The sequence below is a fragment of the Enterovibrio baiacu genome, from assembly GCF_004120195.1.
Taxonomy (GTDB): Bacteria; Pseudomonadota; Gammaproteobacteria; order Enterobacterales; family Vibrionaceae; genus Enterovibrio; species Enterovibrio baiacui.
In genome coordinates this window covers 425739-447321 of sequence record NZ_SCHN01000007.1, presented here as the reverse complement: position 1 = coordinate 447321, position 21583 = coordinate 425739, and the positions used below count along the sequence as shown (strand labels likewise).

Below are 21583 nucleotides of genomic sequence, written 5' to 3'. Positions count from 1 at the left end.
CTTGTGAGTCTTCATTGTGTGTTTACTCACTGCTGCGCGTAGCGTTCAAGCCATGCGTTTTCCAACGCCACTTGCCAGCTTGGGTGCGGTTCAGGCTGTGATTTGAATAATGGCTTGCTACCCACACTGTTCAGTTTCACCACGGCAGGGTCGCCCCATACGGTGCTTTTCGATTTACGCGCTTGCGCTTCTTCGCTCAACAAGAAGTTGATGGCTACCAATGCGCCTTCTTTTGCATTCGCATTCCAAGGGATCCCCATAAAGTGAATATTGGACAGCGCGCCTTTATCAAAAGCAAAGGCTTTAGCCGTTGGTGCCAATGTGCCGTTTTCAATGGCGGTATCAGCAGCATTCGGGTTAAACGTTATGGCAAGCAGTAATTCTCCGTCATCAAGTAACTGCAGCGTTTCTGCGCTGGCTGCAGGGAATTGTTTTCCTTCACGCCATGCAACGGCATTCAATTGGTCGAGATAAGCCCAAAGCGGCGCGCTGATGGCGTCAAATTGTGCGTCATCGACGGGTTTATAAAGTGGCGCTGTATCCGACGCTAATTCCAACAACGCGGCTTTTAAGAAGCTGGTGCCGTGGAATTGCGGCGGTTTCGGATACGTGATTTTCCCCGGAAATGCTTTAGCGAGACTCAGTAGCTCATTGAACGACTTCGGCGGGTTCGCCAGTGTTTTTTCATCATGAATAAACACCAACTGTCCCACACCCCACGGGGCTTCTAAACCTTCAGTCGGCTCAGTGAAATCGGCCGTCACGGGCAGGGTTTTATCAACGATTGCCCAGTTAGGAAGCTGTTCGACAAAAGGGCCGAACAGCAAGCCGTTTGATTTCATTGATTTGAAGTTTTCACCATTGATCCAAACCATATCAACACTGCCACCAGACTGTTTGCCTGCGGCTTTCTCTGCGACTAAGCGGTTGATGGTCTCAGAGATGTCAGACACTTTGACGTGTTTTAGCGTGACGCCGTAACGATCATCAAGCTGGTCACCTGCCCAACGCAAGTAAGCATTGATCTCAGGGCTGCCACCCCATGCATTGAAATACACGGTTTGGCCTTTGGCGTTTGTTTCAATCTCTTCCCAGTTGGACGGGTCCGCGGCAATACTGGCGGTACTGAAAGCCAGTGCACAGGCTGTGACGATTGATTTGACATTCATGGTGTTTAATCTTCCTTAATCATCGGTTGAATCAGTTTGTTCATAGAACCCAAGCGTGGAGACTTATGAACGCTTTGGCTCTTTACGCATCCATGTGTGGAACTTCTCTACCCAAACCAACAGACCTTGAGGCGCGTTATTTTGTTTCCAAACGCCCGCGGTGTATTTGGTGGCTTCACTCATTGTTGGGTAAGGGTGAACCGTACCAAGAATTTTATTCAGGCCAAGGCCGTGACGCATGGCGAGGGTGAATTCTGCGAGCAAGTCACCAGCATGTGAACCCACAATGGTCGCACCAAGAATTTTGTCTTTGCCTTTTGGCGTGATCACTTTGATAAAGCCGTGGTCTTCGCCGTCGGCAATCGCGCGGTCTAAGTCATCAATGCCGTAGTGTGCCACTTCGTAATCGATGCCTTGTGCAATGGCTTCTTTTTCGTTGATGCCAACGCGTGCCACTTCAGGTGCTGTGTACGTTGCAGCAGGCATGACGGAGTAGTCGGCTTTGAACTTCTTGAAATCGCCAAACAGGGCATTAACAGCGGCGTACCATGCTTGGTGACCTGCTGCGTGCGTTAACTGGAATGGGCCAGCCACATCGCCTACTGCAAAGATGTTCGGGTAGTTGGTTTGCAGGTAATCGTTCACCTTCACTGTGCCGCGCTCGGTCAACTCAACACCGATGTCCTCAAGGCCGAAACCTTTGGTATTTGCCACGCGACCTAGCGCCAGCATGACATGGTCGAACTCAACCACGACGTCTTCACCGTTGTTGTCGAGGTAAACGCGTTGCGTGTCGCCGTCTTTCTCAAAGCGTGTCGCTTTGTGGCCAAGCAAGATGTTTACGCCATCTTCTTTCAGGCCTTTTACAACTAACTCAGCGGCATCTGCATCTTCGCGGATAAGCAGTTGGTCTGCCATCTCTACCAAGGTGACATCTGAACCTAAACGAGAGAAGCTTTGCGCAAGTTCTGCACCGATTGGGCCACCGCCCAGTACAAGTAGCTTCTTCGGTAATTCCTGCAGTTCCCACACGTTATCAGAGGTGAGGTAGCTGACGTCTGCAAGGCCTGGAATGCCCGGAACCAATGGGCGAGCACCGGTCGCAATGACGATGTTTCGGGTGGTCAAGCGTTGGCCGTTCACTTCTACTTCCCAAGGCGAGAGGATCTTCGCTTCACCTTCGATACACTCAACGCCGAGCTTGGTGTAACGCTCGACTGAATCATGAGGTTCAATGTCGGCAATCACTTGATGAACACGCCCCATCACTTGTTTGAAATCGACAGTGGGTTCACCCGCAGTCACACCAAATTCTTTGGCGCGGTTAATTTCATGTACGGAATGACCTGCGCGGATCAGCGCTTTGGAAGGGACACAGCCTGTGTTTAGGCAGTCACCGCCCATTTTGTGTTTTTCGATAAGCGTGACTTTTGCTTTAACCGCAGCACCAATGTATGTCGTGACCAAACCACCTGCACCCGCACCGATAGCAATAAGGTTGCGATCGAACACGACAGGCTTTTGCCACTTCTTATACACACGGCGTTTTTCGATGCCGTTCATGATGAACTTAGCAATGATCGGGAACACGCCAAGAAGCACGAGAGAAATCAGCACGCCAGGAGAAACGATGCCACTCAAGGAATCTATTTGTGCTAACTGTGTACCTGCATTGAGGAAAACCATGGTGCCCGGCAACATACCGATTTGGCTAACAATGTAAAAAGTTGCCGTTGAGATAGGCGTTAAACCCATCAACAAGTTAATGAGGAAGAAAGGGAAAACAGGGATGAGGCGCAGCGTCACAAGGTAGAAAGGACCGTCTTTCTCTACGCCTTGGTTAATGGTCGCCAGTTTGTTGCCAAACTTGCCTTGTACCCAGTCTTTCAATAGGAATCGACTGACCAAAAACGCAATGGTTGCGCCGATACTGCTGGCAAATGACACCAACAACAAACTCCACCAGAACCCAAACAGGGCTGCACCCAGCAGTGTTGCGATTGCAGCCCCTGGCAGAGAAAGGGCTGTCATTGCGATGTAAGCCACGAAGAAAACAACGCTCGCGGTAACAAAATTATCAGAAATAGTCTGTTGTAAGGCTTCATGCTGCGCTTTCGCATTTTCTAGCGTAAATAGCGCACCTAAATCGAAGGCAAACCACGTGACAAAAATCGCGGCTATCACTATGACTATGGATATTTTTTTCTTGTCCATCTTGCTTCCTTTTCGACGACGTTGTCTTGGCGTTAACTATGGCAAAAGCTTCACGACTCTTCACAAAAATCAAAGCGAAACCAGAGGGTTAAATTTGCTTTTATTGATAATTGTGATTTGCAACCAATACTGAGCAGCGTAATACGCCGTGATACCCCGTTTTAACCACTTTTTATGGATTGTGCTTCTGACTAAAAGACCTGAATGCACACGGAATAATTACAGTCATCCTCAAATTTTTCGAACATAACGTGATAAACGTGAATGTTTGGCAACTTTTCGTTGATTTAACGTGTTGATTTGATTGACCGTTATGACATTCAGTATACGTGGATTTTGCAGATACAGAGGGGGAGGAGGTGAAATACGTGTTACAGGTGCTGCTTTAATGCGCGCAGAGGCATAACAGGTGAGCCTTTATCTCGTACATGCTATTCAGGTATGACGTTTAGAGACAATAAACCGTGTATTGAAAAACGAGTGTTGATAGAGGGAGCAATGAGAGTATGACTGTACCGGAAATATGGTAATTGCGATGCCAATAACGTTGCGCGAAGCTATTCAGCCTCAGTCCCCAAAGTACAACGAGCGTATTAAACGTGCTCAGTGACAATACCATCATGGTGACAAAAGAAGGGGCAAAGGTGCCTTGGGTCAGGGCGAAATACACTGTGATGGGGAAGCAAAAACAAAAGAAGACCGTCCACTTAAATCGACGTGGCCACTTGCTGAAATGATCTCTAAAGATGCAATCAATCTGATCTGGAAACGGTTTAGTGTGGTGCATCGCTCTATTGCCATTTTGCTGCCTATATCTTCGGCTTAGTTCAAAATTTCGCCAGATGATAATCAAAGTCCGAAATTTAGTATTATATATGTGACATATGTCACATAAAGTATTCAATGTGAAATTTTGGAGGGTAGGAGCAATATAGTGAATTTAACGACGATTTTTACTTGGTTTTATAGAGAGAAGCCCGTCACATGGGCATCGGTTTAGGGGGTTACTTTTGCTATAACAATGCCAGAAACGACAAAATAGAGGCACTAAATTGTGCTGTCGTTAGTTTTACCAGATAGAGTGCGTCAAAGCTGATATCGCTGTCGGTTAAGGCAGATTCTTGGCTAGGAGAGCGACTTGGCTAATAGAGGCTTTCGGTAAAAAAGAAAGTGACATGCCCTGAATACACAAAGTGCGAAAAAGGTATGTTGAACGAGGGCTGGAGTGAAGAAACGGTATACCCAAGCAATCTCATGGTTCTTATTAAAGATGAGGCTGATTGGGTATAGAGCGTTTAATAGCGCGGCGATCTATTGCTGTAAGGTGTTTAACAGTTCATCACGTCGTTGTGGCGTGATCACTGACCAGTGCTTACCTTCAATGGCACCTTCCAATGCCCATAACAGCTCAAGGCTTAGTGCGTCGTTATGTGACTTCTGAAGCGCCTGATACGCGCGCACTGCGCCTTCTTGTTGAAGTTGCTCCACACTGTCTATTCCTGCTTTTTTCAACATGCGTTCGGTTGCAAGGCGCAGGTTAGGCAAGTCTTTAATGCGGTTAGGCGTCGCGGTTTTCTTTTCTTCCTGATCATCACGTGCAATGGCAAGCGCTTGCTTGGCAAAGTCCATCATGGTGTCTGATTGTTCCCACCAATCATCGGGTACGCTGTAGTACTTAGTGACAACGGGGAAGCCGCGCTTTTTATAAATATAAGGCTGCATGTCGAGACGTTTAAACTCACGCTCATTTTGCTGGCCTGCGCGAAGGTGAAGGCGGTCATTCACCACCAACGCAAACATGGTCTGATCGCAGAAAACACCAAAGCCGCCGAACATAGATCGAGACTTGATAGTGCCCAGACATTCGAAGAACTTTAGTGTGTTTTTAAGAGTAGGTTTGTCCATGTGACTAATTCTCAATCAATACGTTCCTGGATGAATGGTCAAGGGGTAACGTAGCAAAGCTAATTCAGAGAATTGTCAGCGATCCGGGCTGGCCGGAAGTGAAATGCTAGCGTCATCGGTAGCTCCGCTGCCATCCATCATTATCGATGTTAGGCCGGTGGCTTTGCGTCCCACGCTTTCGCGAGGTTTGCCTTTTTCTTGACAACATTTAGCTTAACCGAAACCTCTGAACTTGTCCTTATTGCTAGTCTGTAAAAATGTGATCTTACTTCAAAAAGAGTGTTATTGATGACTTTAAAAGTATGCTCTTGTCTTTGTAATTGAAGCAATTTTGAACAGACTGCCGAAATACCATTTGAGAGGAAGATTAGCACCAGAAAACTAGACAAAAAGTTAAATATGAGTTCTGTCGCATAAAAGAGGCAAGGGTAGTAAGAGTTCTTGTCAAAAAACAAAAAGCTCGAGATCTAATCTCGAGCTTTAGGTTATTGATGTTGCTGATGTGTTGCCTGAAATGATTAATCGTTAAGATTTTTCACCGAACGGCGAACGACAAGTTCAGGCTGCATTTCGAAGATCTGTTGTTTACTCTCTTTGTTCGCTAAACGCTCCATTAACAGCTTGATCGCGGTTTTACCCAAACGGTTTTTAGGCTGGTGGATCGTTGTGAGCGGTGGAGAGAAGAAACCGGCCAAATCGATGTTGTCGTAACCAATGATCGAAATGTCGTTAGGAACATCCAGACCGTTCTGACGGAAAGTACTGATCGCGGCCAATGCCATGATGTCGTTGAAACAGAATAGGGCAGTCGGCAATTCGTCTTGTGCTAACAGCTTTTCGGTTGCCTCTACTGCAGAATCACATTCAAAGTCCGCTTCGACGATCCAATTTAGATTTTCCTTTAACCCTGCTTCTGCCAATGCTTTGCGGTAACCCGTCAATCGTGCCTGACAGGTTAGCTTATCAAGTTGACCTGACATACAGCCGATCTTGGTGTGACCATTATCGATGAAATGCTTGGTCGCGATGTAGCCACCCAGTTCCGCATTGTCTTGAATACAGTCGGTATTAACATGCTGTGTGCCCCAGTCCATCACGACCATTGGCAGATCTTTTTTCTTCTCGAGCAGCATCAGCAGCTCTTCATTCAGATCTGAACACATCACCAACAAACCATCGACGCGTTTTTCTGCCAGCATACGTAAATAATCACGTTGCTTTGCAAGGTTACCTTCGGTATTACACAGAATAAGTGTGTAACCCTCTTTGTAACAATACTCCTCAACACCATGAACCACTTCGGCAAAAAATGGGTTGGTAGATTTAGTCACAAGCATGCCGATGGTACGGGTCGTGTTGCATTTCAAGCTGCGCGCAACGGCACTTGGCGCATAGTTAAGGTCGTCGACGGCAGCCCATACTTTTTTCGTGGTCGATTCTGCGACAAAGCGTGTCTTGTTGATCACGTGAGAAACCGTGGTTGTTGAAACTCCGGCCATGCGCGCGACGTCTTTGATCGTTGCCATTTGTTATCTTCTTATCATTTTCAAAGGCAGCATGAGAAATGCTGGCTGCCTTACATGTTTACGCCGCTTACTGAAAGCGGCGTACTGGATTCGACGAAACGGGTATCCGTTTTCTCTACCGTTTCGTATCAATGAGTGAATGCATGAAGCCAACATCATGCGTTCAACGTTTTCTGCAAAGCGAAATGGGCGCTGTTTATGGAGAATCAACTTACATCGTGATTCGTCACGGTTGAGCGCGGATTTTCGTCTTGAGCTGCGTTAAGCATCCCGATTATTCGCTGACGTCATGTTTGCTGTTTGTCTGACGCAGTGTGCTGCATACGGCAAAACAACCATCGGGAATAACCTAAATATCCAATTTTCTGTTTAAAAACGGATGATTGAGAAAATGCTCAAAGCACTGACGCGATGTTTGAGGTTTGCTACCTCGTTGTTGTCAGTGAAATTTTTCAAATATTTCTCAATGCCAATCGCTTGCGTTCACAGTTTACTGTCAGTTGCAGATTGCCGCAATTATTGAATTGAGACTACTCGCATAAGCTTGACGTGTATCATGGTTGTTATTTGTCTGTAGCCAGCGAATAACAAGCGCTGCAGACGATTGGTTGGTTGTGCTTTATGTGTGCTCAACGGGTTTGTTGAAACTGTTCGCTTCTTTTCAGTGTTGAGTAAAAACACAGAATGATAGAAACAAAAAAACCGGGGCGATCCCCGGTTTTTCGATGAATCAGTGAATGGAATTACTCGCCTTTTAAGAAGGCCAAATCTAACGCGATAAAGGCGTGCAGCAAATCACCGGATGCTTTATAGAAGCCAAAGGCATCATATTTATGAAGCGCTTGGCGGAACATATCAATCCAAGGCATCACCATGGTTTCAAGAAACGCTTGTTGTTCTTGCATCAAGGCTTCTTGCTTCACTTCGTCCTGTTCGGCATTCGCCATGACGATCAAATTGCCCATAAAATCGAGAACGACCGCGAGGTGATCAAACGGTTCGTTAAAGTCTTTACGTTGAGCGATCGCGTATTTTTCCATCCATTGGCCCATCTCTTGCGCAGGTTTGTCGTTCAACAAACCACTTTCGCCGATGTACATGGAGGCATAAGGCAGGGCGCCGGTTTTCGGTGTGCTAAGGAACAAACCACAGAAATCCGCAGCCAATTCTAACTGTGCATCCTCACGCGATTTCAATGATGTTAATGCTTCACGAAACGACGCAATCGGTGCTTTGAGTTCGTCGGTCATGGCGAGCACGGAATAATAGTTATCCATGTCTCCGCCGTGATAGTTATTGAGATCTTCTTGCGTTAGCTCGGTTGCGAACAGAGAAGACATCCACCAATAAAATTCGGCGCGTTGTTCGTTGATGGCGATAAATTCTTGCATTGTCATTCCGTTGTTAGGGAAGGGCAGAGAGACTATGAGTGTTTACGAAGACAAGTGTATATAAGTTCGAGTAAAAAAGGGCAGCTAAGCTGCCCTTTTTCTTCACACTGTCTCTTATGCGATATCCATCGCTGGGAACAGTGGGTTCACGTCGTCTATCGCGATTGGGCCGCTAAAGCCCGTTACTGCTGGGACTTTACCCGTGAACTTCTCGATCTCAACCAATGCAGTGTGTGCAGACGTTGCTTGCGCCAGTTTAGACGTGCCGATATCAACCGTCAGTACGTTTGGATCGCCGTAAGTACACAGTGTACCCGGCTTACCGCCTTCTAGAGGACCATACCATGCGCCTTCGTGGATACGACAAACGCCTGATTTGTAGTCGTCAGTCACAACAGCGCCAGCCAGTACTTGGCCGCGGTCGTTAAATACGCGAACGATGTCGCCAGACACAATGCCGCGTGCTTTCGCATCTGCAGTGCTGATGTAACAAGGTTCGCGACCCGCTACCGCGTAAGTACTACGGTGATCGTCAGACGAACACAGCTGCGAGTGCAGGCGGTGGTTCGGGTGACAGCTCTGTAGGTGGATCGGGAAAGTCTTCGACTTAGGACCACCATGGCTACGCTCAACTTTTTCGAACCACATTGGGTGGCCCTGACAGTCGTCGTATCCCATGTCAGCGATAGTCTTACAGTAAATCTCGATCAAACCTGTTGCTGTGCCGAGTGGCTCAAGGTCTGGCTCGTTACGGAACGCTTGGTGACGAACCCACTCAGATCCTTCAGGGAAACCGATGAATTGCTCTTCTTCCCAGAATTTAACGAAGTTAGGCATACGCACACCGATACCACGGCCTTGTAGGCGTGCACCGTTGTAGATTTCTTCAATCCATTCCATCTTGGTCTTGCCGCCAGTGAAGGCTTCTTCACGGTCGAAGCGCGTACACAATTCACGGAAGATGTCGAAGTCATCTTTTGATTCAAACATAGGCTCAACGATTTGTTTCATCGCGATGATGCCTTTGTTCGAGTGGTTACCAAACTGCTCGATGTCGTTACGTTCGTAAGTGGTGGTCGCAGGCAGAACGATATCTGCGAAGCGACATGTCGCTGTCCACTGGTGTTCAACGCTAACCACGGTTTCCAGATTACGCCACGCTTTGATCATACGGTTACGATCTTGGTGGTGGTGGAACGGGTTGTTACCACAGAAGATAGCCATCTTCATGTGTGGGAACTTCACGGTGTGACCGTTGAAATCAATGCTAGTGCCAGGGTTCTCAATACAGTCAACAAAACGTGCTACTGGGATGTAGGTTGAGTAACCGTTGTAGCTACCGTTGTGAATAGGATCAACGCCAGTCACTGAGCTGAAACCAGACATCAATGGGCCTGCAGACGTAACGGTACCCGCATCGTTGTAGTGCCAACCGAAGCCGAATCCGCCACCTGGAAGACCGATTTGGCCCAGCATTGCCGCCAGAACAACGATCATCCATGCGTACTGTTCGCCGTGCTGCATACGCTGCAAACACCAGCCCGCGATGATTTGGGTACGACCATTTGCCATGGTGCGCGCCAATTCGCGAATTTGGTCCGCAGGGATGCCACAGATTCCAGCCGCCCACTCAGGGGTTTTCGCAACGCCATCTTTCTCACCCAATAGGTAAGGCAGGAATTGATCGAAACCTGTGGTGTAGTCAGCAAGGAATTGCTCATCGTGCAATTTCTCTGTGTACAGCGTGTGCGCGATAGCCAGCATCAACGGCACGTCAGTTTGTGGGTTAACCGCAACCTGATTGCCCCCGAAGAACTTGTAAGATTCGTTCTTCACTGGGTCAACGTGGATAACGTTGATTTCGCCTTTCTTCACTTTCTCAGCAAGCTGCTGGTAGTAACCGTAAACGCTGTGATCTGGGATCAACCAACCTACTTGTAGGTTTTTGATTGGGTCAGAGCCCCAAATAACGATGTTCTTCGCATTCTCTAGCACTAAAGGCCAAGAGGTTTGCTGTTCGTACACTTCCATTGCGCCTGCAACGTAAGGAAGAACAACTTGCGCAGAACCGGTTGAGTAGTCACCCATTTTTGCTAGGTAAGTACCGTGCAGGCTGATTGCGCGCTGCATCATCGTACCTGCGGTGTTTAGCTTACCGCATGACTGCCAACCAGAGTGGCCTGCGTACAATGCGCTTGGGCCGTAAGAGGTTTGAACACGCTCTAGCTCGTGGTGGAAGAAGTCCAGTGCTTGCGACCATGGCACGCGTACAAAACGGTTATCACCGCGTTGTGTGGTGTCAGATTTCCAACCGTGCTTTAGCCAGTCGATACGTACCATTGGATACTTAACGCGAGAAGGGTTGTATACCACTTCGCGAACGCCATTCAGCATAGAGGTTGGGTGTGGGTCGTTTTCGAACGCGACAGTGTCGATCCAAATGCCGTTTTCTACTTTCGCGCGGAATGCACCCCAGTGTGAACCGTGGATCACGTCACCAGAGAAGGTGTTTTTCGCGTCGGTCGCTGCCATCGCTGAGCGTGGTGCAAGCAAGCTGCTGCCGATCACAACGCCCGCACTTGCGGTTAGCATGCCTGATAGAAAGCGACGGCGAGAAATGCCCTGAACTTGTTTTTCAGTCGCCATGTAGGAATCCTTATTCTTCAATCTTTGTTGGGCAGGTGCTTGCGCACCCGCCGCGATAATCGTTAACGCGAGTCAGCAATGGCTGATCAGTGCGCGCCTGCACCGCCAGTGTCACTACCGTGGTTCTGCAGATATTTCAGCAGAGTACGTTCTTCTGTTTTATTCAGACGGTAGTAAGCGCTCATCGCTTTCAGGCTTGAAATCCAGCCGTTTGCAGTGAAGTGACCCGGTGCTGGTGCTGCGTGGCACGAGTTACAAGAAGACGCGTACATTTCTGATGCGTAATCCCATACAGGATCGATGCTGTCGAGCAGGCCGTCTTTGGTCACCCATGCTTCAACGGCCACGTTTTTCCATGACATGTTGGTTGCAGGGTCAACTTGCTCAGCCATCACCACTTCGGTTGCTTTCACATCGCCACGAACGGTTGCCTTGAATACACGTTTGCCCATGTACTCTGTCATCACGCGGCCTTTACCGTTGGTTTCGATCCAACCTTCAACGCGGATTTTCAGCATGTCGCCTTGTTCTTCAAGCACGATAACTTCAGACGCAGGCAGCAATTGGCCTTCGACTTTGCCTGTTGCGTCAGCGCTAGCAAATAGGCTCTTCTCATTCAGCGAGTAAAGCTTCTTCGCACCAGCAGGTGCAACGGCAGAGGCGGTGAGGGTTTCGAAGGTTTTACGGAAACCACCCGCCATGTTTGGCAATTCGTGCGCGATACCTTTATGACATTCAACACATGCCATGTTTTCTTTCGCAGCAGGGATCATCTCTTTCATTGCTTGCACAGATTGCTTGCTGTGATCCATTGCGTCGTATGAGTGACAGGTCGTACAGGTTTTGTAGTTCTCGTCAGCCATGCGATCCCACACTTTCTGTGCGAGCTCTAATCGGTGCTCTTCAAACTTCTCAGGCGTATCAATTTTGCCAGTGATGAAGTGGTGGTATAGGTCGGTAGCAGCGCCCATTTTGCGCCACACTTTACCCACGAAGTCTTTTGGTTGGTGACAATCCACACACTCAGCACGGATGCCTTTCGCATTGCTGTAGTGAATAGACTGCTTATATTCCTCGTAGTTTTGCTGCATCGTGTGGCACGACGTACAGAACTCAGTCGTAGAGAAAACTTCGAAGGTTTTGTTCATTGCAATTACACCAGAGATTGCAATAACGACCCCGACCAGTACCAGCGCAATAATTGGGTACTTGCGGCTAGGTTTCATCAGCTTTTGAAATAGCTTTTTCATAAAAATGGATACACCCATAGAGTTTTGCGCAGCCAAACAGTGGAGAGTCCTTTCCTCTAGGTCTTGAGAAACAGCCTGCTCACTTTAGCTACATGTTTTTGATGCGTTATTTCGTGTCGCGCATGTTAACGATCGGATGTGAATATGGTTACGCGCATAAATGAACGGAATGGGTTGGGTTGTGAAAGAATGTGAACAGGAATTCTTGAAAAGTCGTTGCGTGGTGTTTACGTGCTTCTAAAAGTGCCGAAAATGTTGCTATCTGACACAAATAGCAAACTTACGTGTGACCGTACTCACGAATATCGCGTGACCTTCATCATAAATAAATGCAATAACCATGATAAATATCAAAAAAAGCGACACTTTAGGTGGTACAGTGCGCACCTTCGTGACGATTTGTGAACAGGGGCGACGTGAGCTATCACATTCTGGTCGTAGATGATGAAGTAGTAACCCGCACTATGGTGAGCGGATACTTCGAGAATCAGGGATATAAGGTCAGTCAGGCTGCTGACGATAAGGGACTGCACAACATAATGAAAGAGCACCATGTTGATGTGGTGCTGTTAGATATTAACCTCCCTGGTGCTGACGGCTTGATGTTAACAAGAGAGCTGAGAAGCCAATCAGATGTAGGCATTATTCTGGTAACCAGTCGTACTGACGCCATAGACCGCATTGTCGGGCTAGAAATGGGTGCAGATGACTACGTCACCAAACCCATTGAATTGCGAGAGCTTCTTGTTCGCGTGAAAAACTTGCTTTGGCGCATCTCTCGTAGCCATAAAGTGGCCAATGTCGAGAGTTTGAAGAAAGAAGATGATAAAATCATGACCTTCAGTGGTTGGACGTTCGACATTAACCGTCGTGCGCTGACAAGCAGCACCGATGCCGTCAAACTCACTAAAGCTGAATATGAAATGCTGGTCGCGTTCACTGCGAACCCAAACCGGGTGCTCAGTCGAGAACGCATATTGAATTTGATCAGTCACCGTGTCGATGCACCCAATGACCGTACTGTCGATGTCTTAGTGCGTCGCTTACGCAACAAAATAGAAGCAGATCCTAAGAAGCCTCAGGTGTTTATTACAGTGCACGGTGAAGGATACATGTTTGCGGGCATCTAATGACGCTGCAAGCAATGAGAGAACTATGAATTACATACCCTTTGAAGACTACAAACGTAAGTGGATTTTTACTCACCAATCTATGCCCGTGGCGGAAGAAGACCGTGCTGAAATTAAGCCCATGTCTGAAGAACGCGGCGCACAAGCATGGCGCGATTTTGTGAGCAACCAAAGCCCAACGCCTGATCATTTTGGGAAAGGCGATTGGGCGATCATGAGCAGCGTTTGGGAAATCGAAGATAACTGGATGAATCCTTGGGAAGAAGAAACCGATCTTCCTGAAAGCGTGACGTCGTTTTTCAATATGGAAGACAATGGTGTTGTGTATTTTTGTTATGACAAAAACAACGTCATCGAAACCCGTTGGGGCATGTTCAAGAAATACTGGAAGAACTTCCTGTTCTACGATGACAAGCCGCTGTTGATTGCGAAGAAGAAAAAAGAAGTGGCGATGTTTGAGCAAAATGGTGTGGTGAAGCTGGGTAAGAGACCGTAGTCGACGAGCAGATTGCGAGATTACGAGATTACGAGATTGCGAGATTGCGAGATTGCGAGATTACGAGATTACGAGATTACGAGATTGTAAGATACGAGATTGTAAGATTCGAGACTAGAGACTAGAGACTAGAGACTAGAGACTAGAGACTAGAGACTAGAGACTAGAGACTAGAGACTAGAGACTAGAGACTCGAAACTCGAAACTCGAAACTCAAAACTCAAAACTCAAAACTCAAAACTCAAAACTCAAAACTCAAAACTCAAAACAAAAAGGCAGGAAGTGTTCACTTCCTGCCTTTTTTAATTCATACGGTTATCTTGTTGATGCGGCTTATTTGTAAAACGCTTCAACAGTACCTTTTAGCGTGATCAGAAGCGGTTGGCCGCGACGGTCTAGTGCTTTAGGTGACGGGATCTTCACCCAACCTTCGCTGATGCAGTACTCTTCAACGTCGAAACGCTCTTTGCCGTTCAGCAGAATACCGATGTTGTATTCAAAGCACTCAGCAACGTGGTGTGGGCTGCGTGGGTTGCCTGATAGGCGATCTGGTAGCGTTGGTTGTGAAGTAGCGTCGTTCATAATCATGACCTGTAAATAAAATAAAAAAGCGCGTTATTGTAAGCAATATCCAGAACTAATAAAGCACAAATAGCACTATACCCAAACAACGTGAAGATGCAGAACTCAGCGAGCTTTACTGACGTTATGATCAAGGCGTCCTTTTGCCGATGAAGTGAGCCCCTTCAAAAAAGGGACAACACCGAGCATAGCGTCAGTAAACTCGCCCGAAGGGAGACCATCAGATATCTAGCATCTTCAGGTTGCTTGGGTATACATCCAAGCACTCGAAGCGAAAATGACCCGTTCAATGTGCATGTTGTGGTGATTTTTACGTCCTTTTCCGTCGGCATTTTTCCTTGTTCGCCAACCCGAGATCAGAACACCTCATTGCCTGTGCGCTCGCCTTGTTCAAACGCCGTGAGGTTGGAGAGGGTGGTTTCAGCAATATTTCCCAATGCTTCTTCCGTCAAAAACGCCTGATGTCCTGTAAACAGCACGTTGTGGCACGCAGACAAACGGCGGAACACATCATCTTGAATGACATCATTCGATTTATCTTCAAAGAACAGATCTTGTTCGTTCTCATACACGTCTACGCCTAGCGATCCGATTCTGCGACTTTTTAATGCATCGATGGCGTCTTGGGAGTTGATCAATCCCCCGCGGCTGGTGTTGATGATCATCACGCCATCCTTCATTTTCGCAAAGGCGTCCTTATCCAGCATGTGATAGTTTTCGCGCATGAGCGGGCAGTGAAGCGTAATGACGTCTGATTGCGCGTAGAGCGCGTCCAAGGTGACATAGCTCGCCCCCAATGCAATCGCATCTGGGTTTTCGAAGGGGTCGTGAACCAACACATTCATTCCGAGCCCTTTGAGAATACGGATCGTCGCCACACCAATGCGTCCAGTGCCGACAACGCCAACCGTTTTGCCGTGGAAATTAAACCCCGTTAACCCTTCAAGATTGAAGTTTGCATCACGCGTGCGTTGGTAGGCGCGGTGAACATGGCGATTCAAACTCAACATTAATGCCAAGGTATGTTCTGCAATGGATTCCGGCGAGTAGGCAGGAACACGCACGATTTGCAATCCGAGGGATTTCGCAGCGTCTAAGTCAACTTTGTCATAGCCTGCACATCGCATGGCGATGACTTTCACGTCGTGGGTCGCTAATTCCGCGAGCACCTCTGCGTCTAAGTCGTCATTCACAAACGCACAGATAGCATCAAAATCTGATAACAGTTTTGCGGTTTGTGCGGTGAGGCGAAAATCGAAATAGGTGAGATCGTGCTTGTAATTGGCGTTGTATTTGTCGAGGGATTGTTTGTCGTAAGACTTGGTACTGAAAACGGCAACCTTCATGATGACTCCCTTTGAGGGTTTGAATGCGACTGAGTATTACGTCGTGACGAATGGAAATAGTTTCATTACGAGAAAGATGGGCGAAGCAAAAGGCGTTTTCAACCTTACGAAGAAAGAAAAGGGCAGAACGCGTGCTACATGATGAATGTTTGTACAATTTCAACGAGGGGTTCTAAACAGCGGTTCTAAACAGAAGTGCTATCCCGCAACTATTTCATATGGCATGCAATTTGCTGCTATTTTTGTTATTGCCGCCTCGACATTGCCGCTTTTCCGTGGCGATGGCGAGCGTTTCATAAACAAAAGGATTTAGCATGAAAGCGCTAAAGATTGTTGCTGTTACCACTGTCTTGCTCTCTGGCTGTAGTTACGTGTCAACATACGGTGTTCACGCAAAGTTGTTGGGGGCAGAGCACCAAATCATTGAGTGTCAGTATGAAGCCGCACTGGATACCTTGCAGCGATTTACCGTCGTGGGTTCGAGTAAAGAAAAACAACGCGCCTTTGAATACATGGGCGTCATCTATCAAGAAAAGATGGATCTTGAAGCCTTTAATCACACGGTTGATCGATATTTATTCAGTGACATGGGGCGAGGCAAAGATCGCGCAATGGTGATCACAGAATGGAACGAAACCCGTCGTATCCTTAAAGAACAACGTGTTATGGCCATCGGCCAAGCGGAATGCGCGACGAACTTTGCGAACGCATGACGTCGGCATCACAAAAAAAGGCGTGATCCTGTTTCCATCCTTTTAGATGAGTCGCATTTTTTTGCATGCTGATAATAGATAAGGAAACTTTCCTGTTTACCTCACAGTTTTCCTATTCATCAAGTACTAAATTAGCTCCGTGTTCAAAATCAGTCAGTAATGCAAGGCCGCCACTTACCGACTGATTCTGAACCAAAAGACTTTCATTTCTTTCTGTTTGGTTCTATCAACTGAAAGAAATAAATGAGAGGGCAACCATCGGGTTGTCAACTTAAAACACGAGAGAAACCAGCGTCGGTATTGGCCTACCGTGCTGGTTTTTTTCATTTCAGACTCCCGCGTTTTTTACGGCTTTCTGCCAGTATCTTTTCTTATGTTCATCACCTTCACGTCATTACGCCATTTTCTGTTAATAAAGTGCCCTAACCACTCACTAAGGCGGGCAACCAAAGCGTCAATGAAGGAAAGAACGCGATGATGAACACACCAATCACAGACGCCAACACAAAGGGGTGAATACGTGCGGTGATTTGTTCAACGGTTGAGCCGCCAATCCCTGAGGCCACAAAGATGTTCTCCCCTAAGGGCGGTGTGGCAAAACCAATTGAAAGCGTACATACAATCACGATACCGACATGGGTTGGGTCTGCGCCAAGCATATACATGATGGGCAACAGCACTGGCACAATGATCATGATCGCGGCAAGGGTTTCCATGAACATGCCAATAAACAGTAACAGCATGATGGTTAACGCCCACACCAAATACATATTGTCCGTCACGCTGAGCAGCGCATCGGCCACATGAACAGGAATACGCTGTTCGATCAAGAGGCGACCAAACACCGTGGCAGCAAACAAAATCAGTAATACACGGCCTGTTATCCATGTGGTGGTGGTGAGGGATTTCAGCACGTTTTTGAACGTCAATTCCTTGTGCAGGCAGAACCCAACAAACAACGAATAGAAAATGGCCACCACGGCGGATTCTGTCGGCGTAAATATGCCGCTGTAGATGCCGCCCAGGATAAGAAAGGGCGCGAGAATCGACCAAATGCCGCGTCGAAGCGAGTTGTTAATGTCATCCGTCGACCATGCTTCGAGCAATCCTTTGTAGCCGCGTTTTTTTGAGATGACGTAATTGGTAATGAGCAAGGTGGACGCCATGATCAGGCCAGGGATCACGCCAGCAATAAAGAGTTTGGGAATAGACACAGTATCAAACTGCCCATGCAAGGCGATGGCCTCTGGCGGTGCCATTAAACCCATGGCGGCGATGCCGAAAATGACGATAGGAATCGAGGGCGGAATAATAATGCCCAAGCCGCCACTGGCGGCGGTGACGGCAGAGGCATAGCTCGGCTCGTATTCGCGTTTCACCATGGCAGGGATCATTAACATGCCTACGGCGGCGGTGGTTGCGGGGCCAGAGCCTGAAATAGCGCCGAAGAACAGACACGCAAAGACCGTTGCAGCCCCAAGGCCACCAGTGACTGGGCCAGCCATGTTTTCGGCAATGTCCACGAGCCGCTTGGAAATACCAGACGCTTCCATGAGCGCACCAGCAAGCACAAACGATGGCAGAGCCATGAGCGGGAAGTTACCCACCGAGGTAAAGGCAATTTGAACAAGGGCGATGGGGTTTTTATCCAAGATCAAATAGGCTGCCATCGCTGCGCCAGCCAATGACACGGTAATGGGAGCACCGAGTACCAATAGTGCTAAGAAACCGCCAAATAAAATGAGCGTTAAATAGGCTTCCATGGCAATTTCCTCCTTGTTTTATGGCTATGAGTGGGATTCACCGGCTTTGGCGTCGCGTTCATTTCTTTCACGCTGAAGCTTCCTGATTTCTTCTGCTTCAGGATCGTCATGTTCAACGCCTTTGATGCGGTCAATCATGTTCCAAAGAATGCGAATGGACATAAGGAAGAAGGCGATCGGCAAAATGAGGTAGAAATACTTCATCGGAATCCCCGTCGTTTGTGACTTCCAGAACAGGTTCATTTTGTTGAAAACGAAGTCATAGCTCAGATACACAAAGTAGAGGTTAAACGCTATCCATAGGAGGTCAGCGAAGGTTTCGCACACGGTTTTCACGATGGGCGGAAAGAATTTGAAGTGAAAACTCACGCGATTGTGGGCTGACATTTTTGCGGCAACCACTGCGCCTAAATAGGTAAACCAAACGAACAGATATGTCGCGACTTCATCCCCCCAGGGGATCGAATATTGGAAGAACTGACGTAACAGGATTTGAGAGAACAGAAGCGTGACAAACACGGCCAACAGCAAACAACAGGTGTATTCCTCGATTCTGTTTAGGTGGCGTCGCACCTTAACGATCACAGACATGGCTTTCTCGAACTTCAAGTAATGAATAGTGACCCGCCCCAAGAGGTTGGCGCGGGTTTAGGTAGACATGAGCAGTTGTCGATAACATGCTCGAACAGCCGTGACAGTATCAGCAGCGTACTTGGCTGCTGATGCTCGCCAACGTGGTTATCTGCCTAGCAGGGTTAAGGCGTTATCCAGCTTTTCTTTACCGCCAATGCTCTCGTAGAACTTCGGCCATACGACGGTTGTGATGCTGTCTATCCACTCTTTTTCATTGTTTGCAGGCTCTGTGATCTCCATGCCTTTGGCCGCAAGGTCTTTCTTGATGCGGTCTTCGGTGGCGAGTAAGAACTCATAGCTGTGCTCTGTGGCGACTTGGCCTGCTTCCAAAATGGCGTTTTGAATCTCGGGAGATTGCTCTTGGAAAACGGCTTCGCTAATGATGAGAGGTTCAAGGGAGAAGATGTAGCGAATGTTAGTGACGTATTTTTGCACCTCGTTGAATTTCATTGCCGCGATGGTGATGTATGGGTTGTCTTGGCCGTCTACCACGCCTTGCTGAAGCCCAGTGAAGGTTTCAGACCATGCCATCGGCGTTGGGTTAACGCCCAGCGCTTGATAAGAGGCAATCATGATTTCATTGCGGGGGACGCGAATGACCATGCCTTTCAAGTCTTCAGGGGTTCTGACGGGACGTTTGGAATTGGTCAGTACGCGAAAACCAGAATACGCCCAACCAACAATGCGCACACCCGCATCACGCAGGGTGTTGTCCACCAACTCCTTGCCGATGTCTCCTTGCGTGAGCATCTTAGCCTCTGCTGCTGATTGGATGACATAAGGCATGGTGAGTAAGCCGACTGTCGGCGAAAACGGGGTGACGTTGTTGATCGCCAATACAGAGAAATCCAATAAGCCAATAGCGGCGTTGTTCACTGTGTCTTGTTCGGTGCCGAGTTGCCCGTTGGGGAACAAATCGACAGTCACCTGACCGTTGGTTTTTTCATTGAGTGTTTTGGCGAAGGTTTCGCCGAGCTCCCATTGGGTGCCACCTGCAGCGTCACCCAATGCCATTTTAAATGTCTTCGCCGCGAGTTGCGGAGAAAGAAGTGCTACGCAAACGGTCGAGATGATTGCGAGTGCATTGCGTCTAATAAGTTTCATGATTACAACCTCTTGAGTGAATGAAATGTGTTTCATTTTCTAGCGCGTTGCAGTCCGAAATGTGTCGGCCTGAATCTTACTTTCTCGGGGTGTTTCAGCTCTTTTGGCCACACTGAAGTTGGCCTTTTTGGCTTTACTGTTATTAGCGCAATGAGATGGAAAAATGTCGCAAAAACTGATGGTTAACATCAGGAATAACTAAAAATACGTCGCGAATTCCGGGTGCTTTTCTCGTCGATTTACGGCTTAAATAATTTCGTCTTTCAAGTGATACCAACGATATAAAAACCGCTGACCCATTCGACGGAATGGAGCAAGGTATTCGGATTCGATGATTTGTTGAACATTGGGATAGGGCAGTCGAGATTGGAAAATCGGTAAGTTCAACTCGGATTTATCGCCTGCAATCCATTGGGCTAAACGCTTGCCTGCTTGCGCGGAATACATCACGCCATTGCCGCCGTAACCGAGTGCGTAGTAGATGCTTTCATTTTCGTTCGGTTGAACGATTCTTGGCATCATGTCATGACTGACATCCACCCAGCCCCACCAGGAATAATCCAATGTGATGCCTTTCAGTGCGGGAAACTTCCGCACCATATCGGCATAGAGTTTGTTCTCGTATTGCTTCTGAGGAGCGTCAGCCCCGGTGATTGCACTGCGTGAGCCAATTTGTAAGCGGTTATCAGGTAACAATCGATAGTAGTGTCGAAGCACCCGTGTGTCTGTCAGCACTTGGGTGGTTTTGAAGTTACAGGCGTCAATTTCGGCCGGTGTCAGCGGTCTTGTCACGATGGAATTGGACAAGATAGGCAGTAAGCGGTTCTTTACTTCCGTGTGCAAGCCCTGTGATGTGTAGCCACCTGTGGCTAAGCCGACCGATCGCGCTTTTACCACGCCGTTGGGCGTGTTGAGGTAATGAATACCTTGCTGAGTCTTCCAACTGATTACTGGGCTAGAAGGGTGGACTTTCACGCCTAACGCGCGCGCTTTCTTTAAGTAGCCGAACGCGAGTTTCGCAGGGTGAACGCCAATGCCTTCTGGTTCATGCATTGCGCCTGCAGCCTCACTGTCATTGACGAATTGATTTTTGAGGGTGTCGGCATCGATGATCTGTGCGTCATAGTTGAAGGTATCACGAAGCAATTTGGCTTCTTTTTCTAGCGAGGGCATCACTTTGCTGCGATGCGCGATATAGAAGTGGCCGCCCGGCTGAGGATCGCAATCAATGTCTTTGATCAGCGATTTAAAGGTTGCCATGCCATCCATGCACTCTTCATGCATTTTAATGGCGGTTTCGACACCCCAGCGTTGGATCCATTGCGAGCGCTTTAATCGCCCTGACGCGCACTGAGCTTGTCCGCCGTTTCGGGTACTGCAACCCCAACTGGTGCGGTTTGCCTCGAGCACAGTGGCTTTAATGCCGTAGTTTTCAGCCAAAAAAATCGCGGCGGTCAAGCCAGTAAATCCAGAACCTACAATCACAACATCGACATCCATGTCGCCCGTGATTGGGCCATCATCTTCGGGAGCAGGGCCCGCTGTACCAATCCAATATGTCGGGGCATATTCGCGGCCATTTCCCGGCGTCTGGTCAACAAGGGGATCATATGCGGGGTCATAGGCGCGGGACGCTGGGGTAGCGAGAAAGGCATTCTCGGTGTCGACAGCTGATTGTTTGGTGATGGCTGAATCCATGACTCGCTCCTTGTTCA

At 48.0% G+C, this 21583-nt stretch carries 16 protein-coding genes and 1 riboswitch; of the genes, 3 read left to right on the top strand and 13 right to left on the bottom strand.

Annotated features, from left to right (window positions below; all coding sequences use genetic code 11):
• Positions 1-26: 26 nt before the first annotated feature.
• From EQP46_RS06715 to torC, 7 genes are all read right to left on the bottom strand, one after another.
• The gene (locus EQP46_RS06715; protein WP_129492901.1) at positions 27-1169 is read right to left on the bottom strand and encodes an ABC transporter substrate-binding protein; all 1143 of its coding nucleotides are present in this window, start codon (positions 1167-1169) and stop codon (positions 27-29) included.
• A 63-nt stretch (positions 1170-1232) separates the two neighbouring features.
• Complete coding sequence (lpdA, locus tag EQP46_RS06710; protein WP_129492900.1) at positions 1233-3383, bottom strand: dihydrolipoyl dehydrogenase; 2151 nt, start codon at positions 3381-3383, stop codon at positions 1233-1235.
• Positions 3384-4694: 1311 nt separating this feature from the next.
• The gene (locus EQP46_RS06700) at positions 4695-5288 is read right to left on the bottom strand and encodes a TfoX/Sxy family DNA transformation protein (protein ID WP_129492898.1); all 594 of its coding nucleotides are present in this window, start codon (positions 5286-5288) and stop codon (positions 4695-4697) included.
• Positions 5289-5402: 114 nt separating this feature from the next.
• A riboswitch (cyclic di-GMP riboswitch) is annotated at positions 5403-5490 on the bottom strand.
• Positions 5491-5806: 316 nt separating this feature from the next.
• Entirely contained in the window at positions 5807-6814 is a 1008-nt protein-coding gene (gene purR / locus EQP46_RS06695) for an HTH-type transcriptional repressor PurR (RefSeq protein WP_129492897.1), read from the bottom strand.
• 743 nt (positions 6815-7557) lie between these two features.
• Positions 7558-8205 (bottom strand): molecular chaperone TorD, encoded by a 648-nt coding sequence (gene torD, locus EQP46_RS06690; RefSeq protein ID WP_129492896.1) that lies wholly within the window; start codon positions 8203-8205, stop codon positions 7558-7560.
• A gap of 114 nt (positions 8206-8319) precedes the next feature.
• Entirely contained in the window at positions 8320-10851 is a 2532-nt protein-coding gene (gene torA / locus EQP46_RS06685; RefSeq protein ID WP_129492895.1) for a trimethylamine-N-oxide reductase TorA, read from the bottom strand.
• An 86-nt stretch (positions 10852-10937) separates the two neighbouring features.
• Positions 10938-12101 (bottom strand): pentaheme c-type cytochrome TorC, encoded by a 1164-nt coding sequence (gene torC / locus EQP46_RS06680; protein ID WP_420841366.1) that lies wholly within the window; start codon positions 12099-12101, stop codon positions 10938-10940.
• A 416-nt stretch (positions 12102-12517) separates the two neighbouring features.
• On the opposite strand from torC, the gene torR reads away from it, so the two are divergent.
• Together torR and EQP46_RS06670 are read left to right on the top strand one after the other, a co-directional pair.
• Positions 12518-13231 carry a two-component system response regulator TorR gene (torR, locus tag EQP46_RS06675; RefSeq protein WP_129492894.1) on the top strand — a complete coding sequence of 238 codons (714 nt, stop codon included), beginning with the start codon at positions 12518-12520 and terminating at the stop codon, positions 13229-13231.
• 25 nt (positions 13232-13256) lie between these two features.
• On the top strand, positions 13257-13727 hold the full coding sequence (locus EQP46_RS06670) for a DUF2947 domain-containing protein (protein ID WP_129492893.1): 471 nt from the start codon (positions 13257-13259) through the stop codon (positions 13725-13727).
• 333 nt (positions 13728-14060) lie between these two features.
• On the opposite strand, the gene EQP46_RS06665 is transcribed toward EQP46_RS06670, so the two are convergent.
• Positions 14061-14309, bottom strand: a complete 249-nt coding sequence (locus tag EQP46_RS06665) for a DUF3297 family protein (RefSeq protein WP_017009999.1) — start codon at positions 14307-14309, stop codon at positions 14061-14063.
• Between the two features lie 356 nt (positions 14310-14665).
• Positions 14666-15655 carry a 2-hydroxyacid dehydrogenase gene (locus tag EQP46_RS06660; protein ID WP_129492892.1) on the bottom strand — a complete coding sequence of 330 codons (990 nt, stop codon included), beginning with the start codon at positions 15653-15655 and terminating at the stop codon, positions 14666-14668.
• A 314-nt stretch (positions 15656-15969) separates the two neighbouring features.
• On the opposite strand from EQP46_RS06660, the gene EQP46_RS06655 reads away from it, so the two are divergent.
• Positions 15970-16368: a hypothetical protein gene (locus tag EQP46_RS06655; protein WP_129492891.1), complete on the top strand. Its 399-nt coding sequence runs from the start codon at positions 15970-15972 to the stop codon at positions 16366-16368.
• A gap of 422 nt (positions 16369-16790) precedes the next feature.
• On the opposite strand, the gene EQP46_RS06650 is transcribed toward EQP46_RS06655, so the two are convergent.
• The 4 genes from EQP46_RS06650 to EQP46_RS06635 form a co-directional block, all read right to left on the bottom strand.
• Positions 16791-18131, bottom strand: a complete 1341-nt coding sequence (locus tag EQP46_RS06650; protein ID WP_129492890.1) for a TRAP transporter large permease — start codon at positions 18129-18131, stop codon at positions 16791-16793.
• Positions 18132-18155: 24 nt separating this feature from the next.
• Positions 18156-18722, bottom strand: a complete 567-nt coding sequence (locus EQP46_RS06645; protein ID WP_129492889.1) for a TRAP transporter small permease — start codon at positions 18720-18722, stop codon at positions 18156-18158.
• A 147-nt stretch (positions 18723-18869) separates the two neighbouring features.
• Positions 18870-19868 (bottom strand): TRAP transporter substrate-binding protein, encoded by a 999-nt coding sequence (locus EQP46_RS06640; RefSeq protein ID WP_129492888.1) that lies wholly within the window; start codon positions 19866-19868, stop codon positions 18870-18872.
• A 246-nt stretch (positions 19869-20114) separates the two neighbouring features.
• Positions 20115-21566, bottom strand: a complete 1452-nt coding sequence (locus EQP46_RS06635; RefSeq protein WP_129492887.1) for an NAD(P)/FAD-dependent oxidoreductase — start codon at positions 21564-21566, stop codon at positions 20115-20117.
• Positions 21567-21583: the final 17 nt, after the last annotated feature.

Excerpts from the sequence above, each read along its gene's own strand:
- EQP46_RS06655 (WP_129492891.1), top strand. The coding sequence starts at position 15,970 with ATGAAAGCGCTAAAGATTGTTGCTGTTACCACTGTCTTGCTCTCTGGC.
- EQP46_RS06700 (WP_129492898.1), bottom strand. The coding sequence starts at position 5,288 with ATGGACAAACCTACTCTTAAAAACACACTAAAGTTCTTCGAATGTCTG.
- torA (WP_129492895.1), bottom strand. The coding sequence starts at position 10,851 with ATGGCGACTGAAAAACAAGTTCAGGGCATTTCTCGCCGTCGCTTTCTA.
- EQP46_RS06635 (WP_129492887.1), bottom strand. The coding sequence starts at position 21,566 with ATGGATTCAGCCATCACCAAACAATCAGCTGTCGACACCGAGAATGCC.
- EQP46_RS06660 (WP_129492892.1), bottom strand. The coding sequence starts at position 15,655 with ATGAAGGTTGCCGTTTTCAGTACCAAGTCTTACGACAAACAATCCCTC.
- EQP46_RS06715 (WP_129492901.1), bottom strand. The coding sequence starts at position 1,169 with ATGAATGTCAAATCAATCGTCACAGCCTGTGCACTGGCTTTCAGTACC.
- EQP46_RS06650 (WP_129492890.1), bottom strand. The coding sequence starts at position 18,131 with ATGGAAGCCTATTTAACGCTCATTTTATTTGGCGGTTTCTTAGCACTA.
- EQP46_RS06645 (WP_129492889.1), bottom strand. The coding sequence starts at position 18,722 with ATGTCTGTGATCGTTAAGGTGCGACGCCACCTAAACAGAATCGAGGAA.
- torD (WP_129492896.1), bottom strand. The coding sequence starts at position 8,205 with ATGCAAGAATTTATCGCCATCAACGAACAACGCGCCGAATTTTATTGG.
- EQP46_RS06670 (WP_129492893.1), top strand. The coding sequence starts at position 13,257 with ATGAATTACATACCCTTTGAAGACTACAAACGTAAGTGGATTTTTACT.
- EQP46_RS06665 (WP_017009999.1), bottom strand. The coding sequence starts at position 14,309 with ATGAACGACGCTACTTCACAACCAACGCTACCAGATCGCCTATCAGGC.
- purR (WP_129492897.1), bottom strand. The coding sequence starts at position 6,814 with ATGGCAACGATCAAAGACGTCGCGCGCATGGCCGGAGTTTCAACAACC.
- EQP46_RS06640 (WP_129492888.1), bottom strand. The coding sequence starts at position 19,868 with ATGAAACTTATTAGACGCAATGCACTCGCAATCATCTCGACCGTTTGC.
- lpdA (WP_129492900.1), bottom strand. The coding sequence starts at position 3,383 with ATGGACAAGAAAAAAATATCCATAGTCATAGTGATAGCCGCGATTTTT.
- torC (WP_420841366.1), bottom strand. The coding sequence starts at position 12,101 with ATGAAAAAGCTATTTCAAAAGCTGATGAAACCTAGCCGCAAGTACCCA.